Raw genomic sequence first — 17,590 nt, 5'->3', positions numbered from 1 at the left:
AGGACGTCGCCGGCGACGACTTTATCGAGTTTCGCGTGACCTGACGCCCTGTCAGATCCAGACGACCCGATCCTGTGGACGGATCCTCCCACCCGCGCCGAGGTGGCCGAGCGTGAGTGCTCCATCGAGTGGTCCGCCGGCGGGCTCGACGATGGTGGCGTGCGGGTGCAGGCGGGCGGTTTCGGTGCGGAATCCTTCGACGAGGTGGCTCCCGGCGGCCGTCACTCCCCCGGTGAGTGCGATACGCACCGAGGAACCGGCAGCGTGGGCGGCCGGTTCCGCGCGAGTGCCATCGTCTGCGGAGCGAACCGTCGACGCATCATCGGCACCGGCGGTCCGCGCCGCGGCGACGGCGCTGCGGGCCGACTCGTGACCGGCCTGTCTGAGCAGCTCGGCCGAGGCTGCGTCGCCGGCTCGGGCACAGTCGGCGATGTCGGCGGCGAATCCGGCGAGCAGTCCGGCCCTGTCCCCCCGGGTGTAGAACTGTCCCGGCCAGGAGGCGGGAGGCCCGAAACGGCGGGTGGCCGCCTCGAGCAGTGCGCGCCCGTGCTCATCGAGCCCGTCATGGGTGCGCAGGGCGAGTTCGAGGCCGTGACGGCCCAACCACGCTCCTCCCCCACGGTCGCCGAAGAGATGCCCCCACCCGTCGGCACGCGACCAGTCGGACGACCATATTCCCGTCTCATCCGGACCCGGGTGGGCGATGGCGATGGCTCCGGTGCCGAGCACGCTGATCGCTCCACCGGCCCCGCCGAGGGCGCCGAGGTGCGCGGTCACGGCATCGATGGCGGCGACCGCCGGCATACCGAACTCGGCAGAGATGTCTGCGAGCGCATCCGAAGGGTCCTCGGCGAGCGACGCGATGCCCGTGGCGCCGACGCCGATGCCGGCGACCTCGGAGAAACGGTCGGCCCACGTATCTGCGGCCGATCGCACGAGTTCCCGTACAACGCGGAGGACGGTGCTGCCGCTCGGCCCGATCTCGATGCGGGGACCAGTGATCTGGTCGATGATGCGTGGGCCCGAGGTCACCTCGCCGAGGGCGGCCCGGCTGCCGGTTCCGCCGATGTCGATGCCGAGAACGAGGCTCATGTACCCACGGTACCCGGGCCGGTGAGTTCGGCGATCGCGGCCCGGACCGAACCATCATGTGACTCCAGGCTCGACGCCGCCAGGGCGGGGGCCGCCTCGGTGAAGGAGACGACGATGGCGGTCTTGAGGTCGCCGTCGCAGCGCTCGAGAAGTGCCCTGGCGTCGGCGTCGGCGAGGTCCGCGGCCTCCATGAGGATGCGCACCGTGCGCTCGCGCAGCTTCTCGTTCGTGGCGACCACGGAGACCATGAGGTTGTCCCACGTCCGGCCCAAGGCGACCATCAGCGCGGTCGAGAACCCGTTGAGGGCGAGCTTCTGCGCGGTGCCGGCCTTGAGCCTGGTCGATCCGGTGATGACCTCGGGGCCGGTGTTCAGCAGGATGTGATCATCGGCGCTCTCGGCGACGGGGGCGTGCGGGTTGTTCGAGATGAGCACGGCGTGGGCACCGTTCGCGTGCGCGGCCTCGAGCGCCCCGCCGACATACGGCGTCGACCCGCTCGCGGCGATGCCGATGGCCACATCGTCCGGGCCGAGTTCGGCTCCGGCCGCTCGTCCGTCAGCCCCGGAGTCCTCGGCGTTCTCCACGGCGTTGACCAGCGCGGCCTGCCCGCCGGCGATGTGCCCGACGACCCGGCCGGGTTCGAGGTTGAAAGTCGGCAGCAGCTCACTGGCGTCGAGGACGCCGAGCCGGCCCGAGGTGCCCGCACCGAAGTAGTGGACACGGCCGCCTCGGCGCATCCGCTCGGCTGCGATGTCGACGAGGTGGGCGAGCTGCGGCAGGGCGGCGGAGACCGCCTCGATGACCGCGTGGTCCTCGGTGTTGAGGACCCGGAGGACGCCGAGGGCGTCGAGCTCGTCGAGACCGGCGCTGGCCGGATTGCGCTGCTCGGTCGGTGAGAGCGGGCGTGGGGATTCGGAGTGGGACTGCGGGGATCCGGACTGGGTCTTCGGGGATCGGGAGGAGGTCATCGGCGGGTGCTGCCTTCCACCTCGGCGGCGGTGGCATCGGTCGATGCGGGCGCGGGATGGCGCAGGGCAAGCAGCCCGCCGACGACGAAGGTGACGATGACGCCGAGGGCCGGGTACCACTGCCAGGCCACCCACACCTCACCGGTGACGTACTTCTCCATGACGAAGAAGAAGGCGTTGACGGCCACGGCGAGCGCGAAGCCGATGTTCGCATCCACGGCGTTCGCACGCTTGTTGACGATGCCGAAGACGAAGGCGCCGAGCAGCCCGCCGTACGTGATGCCGGCGATGCCGAGGGCCAGGATGACGATGCTACCCGAGTCGGATTCGAAGATCGTGGCCGGGAGGATGAAGGCGATGCCCCAGCCGATCGTCGCCCAGCGTCCGACCTTGAAGCCCTGCTCGTCGGTCATCGGGGTGCGCTTGAGTTTGCCGTAGACGTCATTGACCGTCGAGGACGACAGGGCCGACAGCGACGAAGACAGGGTCGACATCGCGGCGGCGAGGATGCCGGCCAGCAGCAGTCCGGAGATGCCGGTGGGCAGACCCTCGATGATGAACTTCGGGAAGATCTCGTCATCGCGGGTCAGTCCCAGGTCTGCGGGCAGGGCGTGATCGTAGTAGGCCCAGAGTGCGAGACCCACGGCGAGGAAGATCGCGAACTGGACGACCACGACGATGCCGGACCAGATGAGCGCCTTCTGCGCCTCGAGCTTCGACCGGCACGACAGCAGCCGCTGCACGATGAGCTGGTCCGAACCGTGCGAGGCCATCGCGAAGACGGCGCCGCCGAGGAAGGAGGGGATGAACGAGGCGTCCGCGGAGATCGGGTTGCCTTCGAAGACGAAGATCTTCGTCTTCCCGGCTTCGACCGCCTCGGCGAGCCAACCGCCGCCGACCGAGGCGGAGATGATGATGATCGCGAGGATGCCGCCGACGACGTAGAGGAGCATCTGGGCGACGTCGACCCAGACCACGGCCTTGATGCCGCCGATGAACGTGTACGCGATCGTGACCAGGGAGAGGACGACGATGATGACGAAGTAGTTCGTGTGGATGCCGAGTCCGTCGAGGATGACCTTGACCGGGATGGCGCAGGCGAGGACGCGGATGCCGTCGGCGAGCAGGCGGGTGAAGAGGAACGTCACCCCGGCTGTGGTCTGCGTCGAGGTGCCGAAGCGTTTGCCCAGGTAGGCGTATGCGGTGACCATCTCACCGTCGTAGTAGCGCGGGAGCATGAAGTAGGCGACGATGACGCGGCCGAGGATGTAGCCCAAGCCCAGCTGGAGGTAGTTGAGGTCGCCGAGGTAGCTCATCACGGGGATGCCGATGACGGTCAGGGCGCTCGTCTCGGTGGCGACGACGGACAGGCACACCGCCCACCACGGCAGGTCGCGACCGCCGAGGAAGTAGCCCTTGAGGTTCTTCTGCTTACCGCTCAGCGCCAGTCCCAGCCACGCCGTTGCGACGAGATAGGCGATGATCACCAGGAGGTCGATGATCTGCATTGGTCTCTCCTTGATAGAGGGGATCGAGTGTGGGGGTCGGTTCGGGTTCGGGTCAGTCGGTCAGTCGGGTTCGGGTCAGTCGGTCAGTCGCAGCCGGGTGGGCCGTCGGCGGAGGGGCTCGGGCAGGTGCAGCGGACCGTCACCGGGGGTGAACCGTCCGGCGATGCGCGGGCCGCTCGCCCCGGTCAGGCTCGGTTCGGTGCCGTCGAGACCGTGCCAGCTCAGCCATCCGATGAGCGCCATGAGCAGCGCTTCCTTGCTTCCCTCTGGCAGTCCCAGAGCGGCGTCGGTGCTGGTCAGCTCGACGTTCTCGCCGAGTTCTTCGCCGAGGCGACGCATGAGTTCGGGGTTGCGGGTGCCACCTCCCGACGCGATGACCGTGGTGACGTCGAAACGGCGGGCCGCCTCGGCGATGGTCCGCGCGGTCAGCGCCGTGACCGTGGCGATCTGATCATGCTCGCCGAGGTGGGGGTGGACGTCGAGGAACGAGTCGAGGTAGGCGGCGTGGAAGAGTTCCTTGCCCGTCGATTTCGGGGGTTCCTGACGATAGTAGGGCTCGGCGAGGAGCGCGGTGAGCAGGTCGTCGTCGACGGCGCCGGCTGCTGCGAGCGCCCCGTCGCGGTCGCACGCTCCCCGGCCGTCGGTGATGCGGCGGGCGAGGATATCGATGAGCGCGTTGGCCGGTCCCGTGTCGAAGGCGATGGGTTCCTGACCTGGGGCGACGACGGTGATGTTCGCGATCCCGCCGAGGTTGAGCACCGCGGTCGGGGTCTCGACGTCGCCGAGGAGGAGGGAGTCGAGGAGCCCGACGAGCGGGGCTCCCTGGCCGCCGGCGGCGACGTCGCGGGAGCGGACGTCGGAGAGGACGGGCGCTCCGAGCGCCTCGGCGATGAAGGCCGGCTGCCCGAGCTGGAAGGTCGAAGTGACCTGCCCGTCGATGATGTCGTGTCGGACGGTCTGTCCGTGGGAGACGACGAGGTCGGGGGTGACGGCGGTGTCCCGGCAGAGCTCAGCGAGCGCCTCGGCGGAGAATCGGCCGAGACGGGCATCGACGCCGCTGACCAGGGACAGGGGGACGTCGGCGGGTTCGAGGAGGTGGAGTATGTCGGCGTGGAGTTCCTCGTCGAAGGGGGTTTCACGTTCGGCGAGGATGCGCACGGTCAGGGTCGTCGGGTCCGCGCCGACGAGGTCGGAGCCGACGGTGGGGTCGGGGAGGAATTCGGCGATGACGAGGTCGAGTCCGTCGGCCGAGGTTCCGGTCATGAGTCCGGCGATGATCATGGTTGGTGTCCTTCGGAGGGGGCGGGGATGGTGCGGTCGGGGACGGTGGCGGGAGCGCCTGCGGCGGAGTCGGCTCTGTCCGCGACACCGCGGTCGGGGACGGTGAGTTCGGTGCAGATCTTGTAGCGGTCGCCGCGATAGACGGAGCGGACGAATTCGAAGGGCACGTCGTCGGCGCCGCGGGAGGTGCGTTCGAACAGCAGGGCCGGGGAGAGTTCGGGGACGTCGAGGTGCTTTGCCTCGGCGGCGTCGAGCAGGGTCGGCTCGATCGTCTGCACGCTGTGGCTGAGTCTGATGCCGAACCGGTGGCGGAGCAGTTCGTAGAAGGACTGATCTTCGAGGTCAGCGGCGTTCAGCCCGGGGACGAGGGCGGAAGGGATGTGGAGTTCCTCGAGGGCGATCGGTTCGTCATCGGCCAGCCGCAGTCGCAGGATGGCGATGACGTCGTCGCCTTCGGCGAGGTGGAGGCGCCTGCCGATGTGTGCCCCGGCGGCGACGGTGTCGAAGCTGAGGATGTGGGAGCCGGGGCGCATTCCACGGGCGACCATGTCTTCGGTGAAGGAGCTCGCGGCCAGCGGCTGGTCGAGCTTCGGGCCGAGGGCGAAGACTCCGGTGCCGTGTCGTCTGCGGACCATGCCTTTGGCGACGAGTTCGTCGATCGCGCGACGCAGGGTCATCCGCGAGATGCCGAGGGTCTCGGCGAGCTGCCGTTCGGGCGGGAACTGCTCGCCGGCGGCCATGCCTTCGAGGCGGTCGAGGAGCTGATCGCGGATCGAGTGGAATTTGGTCACGACACCATTGAGTCACAGGACACACTCAATTTCAAGACCACTGGTCTACTTTGCACCTAGGCGCCGGACTCTCTCGCCGCTCAACTCCTCTCGATCAAGGCGGAGCTCTTCCATAGAGTCGTCGACAACTCCGAATCTGCGTTTCGCCTTGATCGACGGAAAGCACGCCGCTCGACTGCTCTCGATCAAGGCGGAGCGCACTTATCGAGTCGTTGACGACTCCAAATCTGCGCTACCGCTTGATCGACGGAAATCAGATGTTGATCAGATGAAGAAGAGCGAGAGCAGGAACGCGAAGATCAGACCGAAGACGCTGACGAGAGTCTGGACCATCATGTGCGTCTTCGTCGCCTGGCCCAGTGTCATGCCGAAGCTCTCCTTGACGAACCAGAATCCCGCGTGGTTGACCCAGTTCAGCCCGATCGAACCCGAGCCGATCGCGATGACGACGAGGGAGACGTAGGCGGCAGAGTGATCGCCGATGAGTGGAGCGACGATGCCGGTCGCCGAGGTGATGCCCACCGTCGCCGAGCCCGTCGCGAAGGACAGCAGAATGCCGATGAACCATCCGAGCAGCACGAGGTTCATCTCCAGGTGCGAGGTCGCGCCGACGACCGCGTCGCCGATGCCCGAGTCCTTGAGCACCTCATTGAAGGCCCCGCCGCCGCCGATGATGAGGATGACTCCGGCGATGGACTTGAGGCTCTCGCCGAAGGAGCTGCGGATCCGCTCCCCGCCCATGCCCGAGGTCCAGCCGAGGGCGATGGCGGCGAAGACGACTCCGGCGAGCATCGCGATGACCGGGTTGCCGAGCACCTCGGCGACGGGTTCGAACGACGAATCCGGGGCCACGAGCTGCACGACCGTGTGCACGAGCATGAGCACGACGGGCACGAGGACGGTGACGAAGGCGAGCCAGATGGGGATCGTGCGCAGGGGACGATCGGCCACCTCGGTGCGCTGTCCGGTGTACTGATCGATGAGGTCATCGCTCGGTTCGAGCTTCACCCGCGGGGCGATCCACCGCGCGTAGACGGGGCCGGCGAGGATGACAGTGGGAATCGCGCAGACGAGCCCGAGTCCGATGGTCAGCCCGACGTTCGCGCCCAGTCCGGACACCGCGATGAGCGGACCCGGATGGGGCGGGACCATACCGTGGAGGCAGGCGAGCGCTGCGATCGCCGGCACGAGGATGCGCAGGTACCACAGATTCTTCTGCCCGGTCTTCTTCTCCAGCTGCGAGGCGACCGCGTAGATGACGGGGATGAGGACGACGAGGCCGACCTCGAAGAACATCGGGATGCCGATGATGAAGGCCACACCCGTCATGATCCACGGCGCAGCCCGCGGTGAGGAGTGTTCGATGACGAGGTTCGCGATCCGCTGGATGGCGCCGCTGTCGGCGAGCAGGCGACCGAGCATCGCCCCGAGGGCGACGACGACACCGGTCTCGCCGAGGGTGTCGCCGGCTCCCGCGATGAGGGTCTCGGGGATCTTGCCGAGCTCCTCACCGGCCGCCAGCGCGGTCAGCCCGGCGGTGATGAGCAGCGCCAGGAAGGGATGCAGCTTCGTCTTCCAGTTGATGAGGAGGATGAGCAGCGCGATCGACGCGAAGAGCAGCGTCACGAGGTATGCGGTTGAGCCAAACACTGTGGCAACGTTACGCCCCCTGCCGCCCGAGTCGGGCAGAGGGTTGCACCGCAGAGGGGTTCACCGCAGAGGGCGGGAGGGGTTCACGCCGGACACTTGAGTCCCTAGCATGGGTCCATGACTGCATATACCGGACAGAAGCTGCTCGACGCACTCGATTGCCAGGGACTCGGCGACTGGCAGGGCCTTCCGGACTGCATCAAGTCCCGATTCCTCACCGGGGACTTCGCCACCGGGCTCGATCTCGTGGCTGAGATCGGATCCCTCGCCGAGGCGGCCGGCCACCATCCCGATGTCACGCTCACTTTCCCCCACGTCGACATCCGCCTGACCAGCCACGACACCGGGGCGGTGACCGAACGCGATCTCGACCTCGCGGGACGGATCAGCGAGGCGGCTGCCTCGGCGGGGGTGAGCGCGGATCCCGATGCTCCCGTCGTTCTCGAGCTCGGACTCGACACTGCGCACCAGGATGCGATCGCTCCGTTCTGGGCCGCACTGCTCACCGGCGATCAGAGCAACGTCTCCGGTCCCGATGTCGTCGACCCGTCGGGGCAGGTCCCGCTGCTGTGGTTCCAGGATTGCGAAGAGCACGAGGTGCCGCATCAGCGCCTGCACGTCGACGTGTCCGTGCCGGCCGCCGTCGCTGCGGATCGGATCAAGGCAGCGGTCGATGCCGGAGGCACGATCGTCGACGAGGAGGAGGCGCCCTCGTTCACCGTGCTCGCCGATGCCGACGGCAACCGCGCGTGCGTGTGCACCCTGGCCGCTCGCCAGTAGCTGACGTGCGCCCGTAAGCTGGGACACGACCTCTTCCACTCAGTTCAGGAGAATGCGTGTACCAGGCCGCGGAGAACCGCTACGACTCGATGACCTACCGCCCGGTCGGCCGCTCCGGGCTCGTCCTGCCCGCCCTGTCGCTGGGGCTGTGGCACAACTTCGGCGATGACGTCGCGTTCCAGAACCAGCGCGACATCGTCCGCAGAGCCTTCGACCTCGGCATCACCCACTTCGACCTGGCGAACAACTACGGCCCTCCCCCGGGATCGGCGGAGACGAACTTCGGTCGCCTGCTGCGCGAGGACCTCGCACCCTACCGCGATGAGCTCATCATCTCGACGAAGGCCGGCTGGGTCATGCACCCCGGTCCCTACGGCGGTCCCGGCGGCAGCCGTAAGTACCTGCTGGCCAGTCTCGACGCGTCGCTGCGCCGGCTCGGCCTCGACTACGTCGACATCTTCTACTCCCACCGCCCCGATGCGACGACTCCCCTTGAGGAGACCATCGGCGCCCTTGATGCCGCAGTCCGGTCGGGTCGTGCCCTCTATGCGGGCATCTCGTCCTACTCTGCCGCGGACACCGCCCGTGCTTCCCAGATCGCACGCGATCTCGGCACTCCGCTGCTCATCCACCAGCCGTCCTATTCGATGGTCAACCGGTGGATCGAGGATGACGGACTCCTCGACACGACGAGCGACGAGGGCCTGGGTGTCATCTGCTTCTCCCCGCTCGCGCAGGGACTGCTCACCGACAAGTACCTCGGCGGAGTGCCCGAGGACTCACGCGCCGGCAAGGCCACGCCCTCGTTCAAGGACGGATTCCTCTCCGAGGACAACCTCGACCGCATTCGGGGGCTGAACGACATCGCCTCCGCCCGCGGACAATCTCTGGCGCAGATGGCGCTGGCTTGGGCGCTGCGCGACGGCCGTGTGTCCTCCCTGGTCATCGGGGCCAGCCGCGTCGAGCAGCTCGAACACAATGTCGCGGCGCTGGACTCGGCTGAGTTCAGCGACGACGAGCTGCGGACCATCGACGAGTTCGCCGTCGACTCCGGCGTCGACATCTGGGGAGACGCCCGCCGCAGCACCGCAGAGTGAGGCCGGCGGACTCCGTCAGCACCGCAGAGTGAGGCCGGCGGACTCCGTCAGCACCGCCGAGTGAGGTCAACCAGCCCCGCCAGCCGAATCGAACCGGTCAACCGAATCGATCCCGTCAGCCTCGCAACGACCTGGCCGTGTCGAGCAGCCACCCGGTCCGGTTCCGCCACGCCGGACGGAAGGCGTAGACGCACGCGAGTCGGATGAGCGTGGCTCGTTCGTACACGCTCACCCGGTCCGGGCCGATTCCCACCGCCGAGGCGGTATGCGCGATTTCGTCGATGACCACTGCCGCCTGAGCAGGAGTCCACAGATTCTGCTCGGTGCGCCACCGGGCGTGCGCTCGGAGGTTGCCGAGGTCGAGCGCACGTTCGCCCCGGCAGGCCGTGTCGACGTCGAGCAGCCCCGGTCCGGCGACCGGATCCCACATGATCTGTTTATCGTGCAGGTCCCGATGGATGAGGCCGAACGGTTCTTCCCTCGCCGAGGCGGCCCCACCGATGAGTTCGGCCGAGACTTCGTCGATGAGTTCGTCGAGCTCGCCCAGTTCGACCGGCGGCTCGCCCCGGCTGGTTCCGCTGGCGTCCGGTAGGGACCAGGCAGTGCCCCGAAGAGCCCTGTCCGCGAGCACGGGTCGTGCGCGATCGCGCCATGTCGTCACAACCTCGACTTCGGCGGCGGCATCGTGGATCGGCAACGTCGATTGCGGCGCGGGGCCGGGTCCGGGAACGCTGTCCCCCGCCTTCGCCCACGCACCGAGCACTTCCGCCCAGGCCCACGCCCAGTCCGCGCCGAGCGCGTGAGGGTCGTGGAGTTCGACCCCGGGCACCACACCGAGCACCACCGTCGAAGTATCCGACCGCAACACCTGCGGGAGGATGAACCCGCGGGCGAATCCTTCCGCCCTCTTCTGCCCGGTGAGGACATCGTCGGCTCGGCCCTCGCGGACGCATTTCGCGAAGCTGCCGTCGAGCAGTCGGACGACGGCACGCCTGCCCGGTCTGTGCGAGACCAGTCGGCCACCCTCGTCGAGCAGCCCGGCGAGGCCCGGCAGCTTCGGATCCCTGTCCGGCTCAAGGAGTTTCGGCCCCGAATCGTCGAGGTAGCCTGCCCGGATCCCGAAGTCGGCGTGCGCTGCTTCCCACGCGATGCGCCCGCGGCCGGCGGGCCATGCTCGACGGACCGGCCACTGCGTCCCGTCGATGGTCATCACATCGGGGATGCTCAGCGCGGTCTCCTGGTCGATGTTCATGCTCACGTTGATTCTCCTCGTGCGTGCGCGGCTGTGGCATCTGCGGCTATGGCGTGTGCGGTGTCGCCGACCGCTCCGTCCCGCACGACACCTCGTGCCGCGTCGATGATCCGCAGCGTCTCGTCCTTCCAGGTCTCGGAGCAGCTGCGCCACGGTTCAAGCCCGGCCACGAGCAGTGCCCAGGCCGTCCACGCGCCAAGGTCGACGTCCGAGCCACCGGCACCGCCGGCCGCACGGTGCCCGTCGAGGAAGGGCTGTTCGAGGTCGTGCAGTTCGGGATGACGTCGGCACGCGGCGGCCCACCGGCCCAGATCCATTCCCATCGGCCCGATCGCGGATCGGTCGAGGTCGATGATCCGGCACTCGGAATGACCGAGGAGCACCTGGTCGGGACTGAGGTCACCGTGGATTTCGCGTGGTCCACCGGCAGCGGCCCGTCCCTGCAGACGCGAACGCAGTTCGGCGCGGAGTTCGTCGAGGTCTGCTGCGCGTTCCGGCAGCAGTCGGGCGAGTGCTGACGCGGCGGCCTCCGCCTGGTCGATCGGGTCATCGACCGCCCGCTCGCTCGACGGCTCCGGCAGTTCCCGGTGCAGTTCGGCGACGATCACGCCGACCTCCTCGGCCACGCTCGGGTCCGGATGCTCGTGCAGGTCACCGGTCCCCCACCACGGTGACCGGGTCGCGGTGTGACGCCGACCGATGAACTCGACCGGCAGGCTCGGCAGCTGTGCCCGCTGCCACCGTTCGGCCGCCTCGGCGAGGTGACGTTGGGATCCGGCTCCGATGCGCACGAATTCCGGCGACCCGTCGACCGGGGTGTGCTTGAGCAGCAGCCGTCGTGCGGGGTTGTAGCCGATGATCTCGATATCCCCGCCGAGGTGGTCGAGCGTCCGCGCGATGTGTTTCCCGATCCGGGGGTCGGCGAGCACTCCGCCGCTGATCAGCACGGCACCGGTCGCACCCGCCGCCTGCGGATCGGCGGCCTCGTGGACGGTCAGCTCCTGACCGTGCCGGGCCGCCCGCCGCTGCGCGTTGGCGAGCTTGTCCGGACTCGTCATCACCGCGGTGAAGCCCCAATCGTCAAGCGCGCCGAGGCGGCCGGCGTCCTCCCGCTGCCACGCGACGATGGCGCTGCGCCCCTGCTTGATCCTGATGCGACGCGGCCGGACCGGGAAACGCAGGTGCCGGGACAGCACGGCCGCCGAGCGCAGCTGTCCGATAGAGGGCAGATTCGCGAAGTCCGTGTCCACCTGGTCGACGTTCAGCATGGTCATGAGGAGGCTCCCATCTGCACGGCCAGGCTCTCTGAGTCCTCGGCCTGCGAGCGGATCCACCGGGCGAACCGCGTGTTCGCGTCTGCGGCAAGAGCGTTCGGTGCCCCGTCCTCGACGATCCGTCCGCCCTCGAGCCATACGACGCGCTCGAGCCCGCGGATCATCGCCACGTCGTGGCTGATGACGATGCTCGTACGTCCCTGTGTGAGCGCGGAGACGGAGTCGGCCACCTCGGCGCGGGTCTCCGGGTCGAGCCCCGTCGTGGCTTCGTCGAAGACGACGACCGGGGCGTCGCGGACCAGGGCCCGGGCGATGGCCAGGCGCTGCCGCTGCCCGCCCGAGAGAGTGTCCCCGCGGTTGCCGAGTTCGGTGTCGTAGCCGTCGGGAAGGGCCCGGATGAACTCGTCGGCGCGGGCGGCGCGGGCGGCGGCGACCACCTCGGCGTCGGTGGTGTCGAGCCGGCCGTAGCGGATGTTCTCCCGCACGCTGGCGGCGAAGAGCACGGATTCCTGGAGGAGGACGGACACGTTCTGGCGCAGGGAGGCCCGGGTGACGTTGCGGGTGTCGTAGCCGTCGAGGTAGATCGATCCGGCATCCGGCTGGCTCAGTCTCAGCAGGCAGCTGACCAGGGTCGATTTGCCCGCCCCGGATGCCCCGAGGATGCCGATCTTCTGTCCGGCGGGGATGAGCAGATCCAGATCGTCGAACAGGGGCCTGCCGTGACCATCTTTCGAGGTGATCCCGGTGAAGACGACGTCTCCGGAGACCGGGCCCATGGTCACGGCTCCCGGGGCGTCGGCGATCTCGACGGGTTCGTCGAGGAGGTCGGCGATCCGCTCCCCCGAGGCGGCCGCGCGGGCGATGCGGCCGGTGTACTTGGCCATGTCCCGCAGCGGCTTCATCGCGATCTTGAGGTAGAGGAGGAAGAGGACGAGGTCGCCCGGGGACATCGCTCCGCGCAGCACCTGCCATCCTCCGAAGGCGAGCACGAGTGCCTGCGAGATGCCGACGAGGACATCGGTGGAGCGTTCGAGTCCGGCGGCCAGGCGGCGCGCCCGGACTCCTGCTTTCAGCGCGCGTTCGTTGCCCTCGGCGAAGTCCCGGGCCACGGTCTTCTCGAGTCCGTAGGCCTGGACGACGCGGATGGCGCCGAGCGCCTCGGCGGCGGATCCGACGAGTCGGCCCTCGCCCTTACGGGTCGACCGGGAGGCGCGCGTGATCTTCGGAGTCGTGACCTTCGACAGCAGCCCGTAGACGGCGGCGGTGACGAGCACGATCGCGCTGAGCACGGGATCGAGGATGACCATGACGACCAGCAGCACCGCAAGGGTGACGACGTTGCCGACCAGCGGCAGGCCCGCGGTCACGGCGACTTCCTGCAGGCGTCCGATGTCGCCGACGAGTCGCTGCGAGGTGTCCCCGATCGACGCTTTCGAGTGGTACCGCAGCGACAGGGACTGGACGTGGTCGAACACGCGTGAGCGCAGCTGGGTGGCCACGCGGGCGCCGACGAGGGCGAAGGAGATCGTCGATGCGTAGTTCGCTGCGGCTCGTCCGCCGACGATGACAGCCAGGCCGATCGCCACGACGGCGAGCGTCGTGCCCACACCCGCGTCGAGACCGAACGTCGGGGCGATCTGTGCGCCGATGGCCGCGGTGACGGCGTCGACGGCGAGCTTGATCGGCCAGGGTTCGAGGATGCGGAAGACGACATCCGCCAACAGTGCAAGCATGCCGCCGACGATCAGCCACGTGTGCCCGGGCAGGTGCGGGGTGATGATCCGCAGGGTCCGCCGCAGCGCGGAAGCGGAGATCTTCTTCGCGCTCATACTCTCACCGCCGAGGCGGGGCGCCGTACCGTCACGGACGGTCCGGTGTGGGCGGCGTCGGCGTCGGTTTCTGCGAGGGCGGGCCCGGTCACAGGCGCGAGGATCTCCCGACATCGCCGTGTCCAGGAATGGCGGGCCAGTGCTTCGGCCCGGGCGCGCGCACCCATCTCGGTTCGCAGATCGACATCGTCGATGAGCCGCTGCAAGGCGCTGGTGAGGTCATCGGTGTCGGTCGGGTCGGTGAGGATCCCGGCCCCGGAATCGGCAAGCACAGTGGGAATCGATCCGACTCTCGATGCGACGACGGGCAGTCCTGCTGCCAGATATTCGTAGATCTTGAGCGGGGAGAAGTAGTTCTCCCCGGCCGGATACGGGGCGACCGCGATGTCGAATTCGCGTAACGCATCGGGCACAGCCTCAGGGGCGAGCGCCCCGTGGAAGTGCACCCGGCCGGTCAGATCGAGTCCACGCACCTGGGCCTCGAGCGCTTCGGCTTCGGGACCGTGACCGACGATGTCGAGACGGAAGTCCCCGGTCAGCTCGGCGCAGGCGGTGATGAGCCGATCCGTGCCGTGCCAGGGTTTGAGCGTGCCGACGAAACCGATCCGGACCGGTCGCTGCCCGCTGGGAACAAGCGCACCTGGGCCCCCATCGCCGAGGCGGCCGTGACCGAGTATGACGTCGCCGAGGCGGCCGTGACCGAGTATAACGTCGCCGAGGCAGCCCTCACCGCCTCGTGGGGTGATCCGATCCGTGTTCACCCCGTTGGGGACGACGCTGACATCGTCGAGGCCCGGATAGTCCGCGCGGACCCAGTCGGCGACGAGTTCGCTCACACATACGATGCGATCGGCGCCAGCGAAGCTGACTGCAGTGGCACGGGCGGCATGCTCGGCGTGGACGAGTCCGCGGTGGGTCCGCTGTTCGTCGAGCAGAGGGGCATTGACCTCCATGATGAGAGGAACCCCGAGGCGTTCGCTGATGCGGGCGCCCGCGGTGGAGAACAGCGAATAGCGTTCGTAGACGAGGTCGAAACCCTGCCCTGAGGCGGCCGTGGTCTCGGTGACGAGGTCGGCGAGCATATCGGACAGCCGCAGCAGCGCGATCTCCCGCTGCGAGCGGTCGAGTCCGCGCGGCACCTCGAGCCGGGTGACGTCGAGGTCGGCGAGATCGGCGGGGATGTCGTCGTCGGTGCGGGTGCAGAACATGCTGACTTCGTGGCCGAGGGCTCGGAATGTGCGCACGATCTCTTGGACGTGGACGCTGGCACCTTTTGTGCCGAAGACCCCGATGCCGGGATCGAGGAGGACATAGGCGATTCTCATAACACTGACTCCAGATCGGTCTGACGTGCGGTCGACGGCGCACCGGGCTCGGATGCGCCGGGGTCGGATGGGCCGGTCTCCACGGCGTTCGCCGCTGCATCGGCCAGGCGAGCGAGTTCGCGGGCCTGAACTCTCGAATCGTGCATTCGGCTCACTCGGTCGCGGGCGGCGTCGGTGACGGCGCGGATGGCCGCGGGATTCGTGCGGAGGGCGGCGGCCACCTCGGCGATGGTGGAGGCGATGTTCTGCTCATCAGACCCATCGATGAGCCACCCCGTGCGGCCGTGGTCGATGACCTCGGGTACGGCCGTGACCGCCCCGGCGATGCCCGGGATGCCGGTGGCCATGCCCTCGAGGAGCACGGTGGGCAGACCATCGGCGTTGCCGTCGGAGCCGATGACGAACGGGGCGACGAGGAGGTCATGGTCGGCGAGCATGTCGCGGACCTCGGCCTGGGTGAGCGCCCCATGGAAGGTGACGAGATCGTCGAGGCCGAGCGCGCGGGCCTGAGATCGCAGATCGTCCTCGAGTGGGCCGGTGCCGACGAGGTCGAGCCGGCAGGTGGTCCCCTGCGCGCGGAGGAGGGCGAGGGCGTCGAGCAGGTGGGCGAATCCCTTCTTCTCGACGAGGCGGCCGACCGCCAACAGCGAAGGTGCCTCTCCCGTCGCGCCCTGCTTGGGCCGGTAGGGGAAGCGGTCGAGTTCGAGGCCGTTGCGCACGACGACGACCCGGTCGGCGAGTTCGGGACCGAGCACCCGCGAGAGGTAGCGCCGGTTGAAGTCGCTAATGGCGATCACATGGTCGGCGTCGGCGGTCTTGCGCGCCAGATCGGTGAGCACCACGTCCTCGTGGAAGATGTCCTTCGCGTGTGTGGTGAACGAGTACGGGATGCCCGTGAGCGCCGAGGCGGCCTTGGCCACCGTCGTCGCCACCGAGGCGAAATGCGCGTGCAGGTGTGTGACTTCGTGGTCGAGTGCCAGCCGGGCGAGGGTGAGCGCTTGGATCGCGTCATCGTGGCTGAGTTCCGCCAATGCGCCGAGGTGGCCCGGCAGGGACGTGGTCAGGTGCGGATCCGCTGCGGCCTCGGTGAAGGTCTGCCAATAGCTGCGAGCGCTCGACGGGCGGTCGATGTGGATGACCTCGGCGCGGACGCGGGCGAGTTCGGGGTGGAAGCGGGTGTCGGTACTCGGCCGCAGGGAGAAGATCACGAGGTCTTCGCCGGCGGCCTCGCGGGCAAGGATCTCGGAGACGATGAAGGTCTCGGAGAACCGCGGGTACATCTTGAGCACATAGGCGCGTCGACCGGCCGACTGTGGGGCGAGCGTTGTCGGCGTCGACCGCACAGGGTGTGTGGGTTCCACCGTCGGCGGCGTCGTATCAGACAGCATGACTGGTCTCCTCGAGTGTGGTGGGCAGGTGGTCCGACGCGGCCGGGAGCGGTGTCAGCGCGGCCGGGGACGGATTCGTCGCGGGATCTGGCACCGGGGTCGGCGCCGTCGCGTGGTTGCCTGCGACAAGTCGGGCGGCCAGCCGGGGAACGGCACCCAGCCCCGTCAGGTCGATCTGTGAGCGGTCGGTCCGCTGCCCTGCTCGAGTCGCGAACCAGTCGCCGAGAGCTTCGGCATCGAGGCCGTCGATCGAGCGGGCATCGACCGCTCCGGCCGCCGCCAGGGCGAAGGCGCGCCGGGGCTGTTCGGCCCGGTGCCCCTTGCGGGGGACGACGAGGGCCGGGGTGCTGGTGGACATCAGCTCGGCCAGCGTGTTGTACCCGCCCATGCACACCACCGCCTCGGCGGAGGCGACGAGTCCGGGGATGTCGTGACTGTGGCGGATGACGGTGGTGGTCTCAGCAGCGCGGGCCCGCAGTCGGTCGAACTCCTCGGCATCCATCTGCGGTCCGGTGACGATGAGGTGGCGGTGCCCGTCCGGCGGTCTCGCGTCGACGGCGATGGAGGCGAGGCTGCCGCCGTCGGAACCTCCGCCGAGGCAGGTGAGGACGAAACGGTCGGATCCGACGGCCGCCGGCGTGGATCCGCCGTCGTCGGGGCGGTGGTGGGAGAGGTATCCGGTGGGGACGGCTTTGGCAGCCAGCACGGCCGGAACTTCGCCGGTGGCCCGCGGATCGTAGACGTCTGCGTCGCCGTAGATCCAGACGGCGTCGAAGGCTTCGGCCACACGGTCCGCTCCGCCGGCTCTCTCCCATTCGGCGGCGATGACGGATGGTGTGTCGAGGACTTCGCGCAGGCCGAGGACGGTGCGGCACCCGTGGTCGCGGACCTGGTCGATGGCGGCTGCCAGTTCTCCGCCGATGCCGAACGGGTGCCGGTCGACGATGAAGAGCTCGGGTCGCTGCTGGTCGAGGATCGCCGAGATCGCCGCGGTGCGCAGGGCGCTCAGCCCTGCCATCGAGGAAGCGAGCGCCCGCGGGGCATAGCCGCCGTCAGCAGGAGTGACTCCGGGCAGGATCACCCAGTCCCAGCCTGCCGGCAGGTCGAATCGCGCGGCTTCCGGACTGCTGGCGATGAGCAGACCTGAGACCTTTCGGCCGGTCAGCGCCGGCAGCTCACGGTCCAGGGCGAAGGCCAGCGCGCGATTGCGGCGGATGTGCCCCAGTCCCAGCGAGTCGTGGGAGAACAGTGCGATTCTCAGTCGTCGTCTCATACATCTCAGCCTGTCGGCTGCGATTAAGATGGACTTAAGACGCGGATGAGAAGACTCTTAGGTTCAGTCCACCCGGTTCGGT

The 17,590-nt window shown here is 68.6% G+C and carries 14 protein-coding genes; 2 read left to right on the top strand and 12 right to left on the bottom strand.

From position 1 onward, the window contains the following. Positions 1-51: 51 nt before the first annotated feature. The 6 genes from HK401_RS00485 to HK401_RS00460 all read right to left on the bottom strand — a co-directional run bounded on the left by HK401_RS00485 (position 52) and on the right by HK401_RS00460 (position 7,290). Entirely contained in the window at positions 52-1,092 is a 1,041-nt protein-coding gene (locus HK401_RS00485) for a BadF/BadG/BcrA/BcrD ATPase family protein (protein WP_181272708.1), read from the bottom strand. Next, positions 1,089-2,060 carry an N-acetylmuramic acid 6-phosphate etherase gene (gene murQ / locus HK401_RS00480; protein WP_181272707.1) on the bottom strand — a complete coding sequence of 324 codons (972 nt, stop codon included), beginning with the start codon at positions 2,058-2,060 and terminating at the stop codon, positions 1,089-1,091. The genes HK401_RS00485 and murQ overlap by 4 nt, the downstream gene beginning before the upstream one ends. Then, entirely contained in the window at positions 2,057-3,568 is a 1,512-nt protein-coding gene (locus HK401_RS00475; RefSeq protein ID WP_181272706.1) for a sodium:solute symporter, read from the bottom strand. The genes murQ and HK401_RS00475 overlap by 4 nt, the downstream gene beginning before the upstream one ends. 75 nt (positions 3,569-3,643) lie before the next feature. Then, positions 3,644-4,849, bottom strand: a complete 1,206-nt coding sequence (locus HK401_RS00470; protein ID WP_181272705.1) for an anhydro-N-acetylmuramic acid kinase — start codon at positions 4,847-4,849, stop codon at positions 3,644-3,646. Continuing rightward, the gene (locus HK401_RS00465) at positions 4,846-5,640 is read right to left on the bottom strand and encodes a GntR family transcriptional regulator (protein WP_181272704.1); all 795 of its coding nucleotides are present in this window, start codon (positions 5,638-5,640) and stop codon (positions 4,846-4,848) included. Before HK401_RS00465 ends, HK401_RS00470 begins: the two co-directional genes overlap by 4 nt. 264 nt (positions 5,641-5,904) lie before the next feature. After that, positions 5,905-7,290, bottom strand: a complete 1,386-nt coding sequence (locus tag HK401_RS00460; protein ID WP_181272703.1) for a GntP family permease — start codon at positions 7,288-7,290, stop codon at positions 5,905-5,907. 117 nt (positions 7,291-7,407) lie between these two features. Here HK401_RS00460 and HK401_RS00455 point away from each other — a divergent pair, with 117 nt between their 5' ends. Both HK401_RS00455 and mgrA read left to right on the top strand, forming a co-directional pair. After that, positions 7,408-8,070 carry a 4a-hydroxytetrahydrobiopterin dehydratase gene (locus HK401_RS00455; protein ID WP_181272702.1) on the top strand — a complete coding sequence of 221 codons (663 nt, stop codon included), beginning with the start codon at positions 7,408-7,410 and terminating at the stop codon, positions 8,068-8,070. 56 nt (positions 8,071-8,126) lie between these two features. Then, positions 8,127-9,167, top strand: a complete 1,041-nt coding sequence (gene mgrA, locus HK401_RS00450) for an L-glyceraldehyde 3-phosphate reductase (protein WP_181272701.1) — start codon at positions 8,127-8,129, stop codon at positions 9,165-9,167. Positions 9,168-9,282: 115 nt separating this feature from the next. Here the strand turns inward: mgrA and HK401_RS00445 are convergent, their stop codons facing one another. Genes HK401_RS00445 through HK401_RS00420 form a run of 6 tightly spaced genes read right to left on the bottom strand, consistent with a single transcriptional unit; the run spans position 9,283 to position 17,508 of the window. Beyond that, positions 9,283-10,419: a phosphotransferase gene (locus tag HK401_RS00445; protein ID WP_258233940.1), complete on the bottom strand. Its 1,137-nt coding sequence runs from the start codon at positions 10,417-10,419 to the stop codon at positions 9,283-9,285. A 2-nt stretch (positions 10,420-10,421) separates the two neighbouring features. Next, on the bottom strand, positions 10,422-11,693 hold the full coding sequence (locus HK401_RS00440; RefSeq protein ID WP_181272699.1) for an aminoglycoside phosphotransferase/kinase family protein: 1,272 nt from the start codon (positions 11,691-11,693) through the stop codon (positions 10,422-10,424). After that, positions 11,690-13,522, bottom strand: coding sequence for an ABC transporter ATP-binding protein (locus HK401_RS00435; protein WP_181272698.1), 1,833 nt, complete (start codon positions 13,520-13,522; stop codon positions 11,690-11,692). The genes HK401_RS00440 and HK401_RS00435 overlap by 4 nt, the downstream gene beginning before the upstream one ends. Then, entirely contained in the window at positions 13,519-14,847 is a 1,329-nt protein-coding gene (locus HK401_RS00430) for a glycosyltransferase family 4 protein (protein ID WP_181272697.1), read from the bottom strand. The genes HK401_RS00435 and HK401_RS00430 overlap by 4 nt, the downstream gene beginning before the upstream one ends. Beyond that, positions 14,844-16,235 (bottom strand): glycosyltransferase family 4 protein, encoded by a 1,392-nt coding sequence (locus HK401_RS00425; protein WP_181272696.1) that lies wholly within the window; start codon positions 16,233-16,235, stop codon positions 14,844-14,846. Before HK401_RS00425 ends, HK401_RS00430 begins: the two co-directional genes overlap by 4 nt. Continuing rightward, on the bottom strand, positions 16,225-17,508 hold the full coding sequence (locus HK401_RS00420; RefSeq protein WP_181272695.1) for a glycosyltransferase family protein: 1,284 nt from the start codon (positions 17,506-17,508) through the stop codon (positions 16,225-16,227). Before HK401_RS00420 ends, HK401_RS00425 begins: the two co-directional genes overlap by 11 nt. Between the last annotated feature and the right edge of the window lie 82 nt (positions 17,509-17,590).

Source organism: Brevibacterium oceani (genome assembly GCF_013623835.1).
In the GTDB taxonomy this organism is placed as follows: domain Bacteria; phylum Actinomycetota; class Actinomycetes; order Actinomycetales; family Brevibacteriaceae; genus Brevibacterium; species Brevibacterium oceani.
Note: the sequence above shows the minus strand (reverse complement) of the source record. Positions and strands in the feature narration are given on the sequence as shown.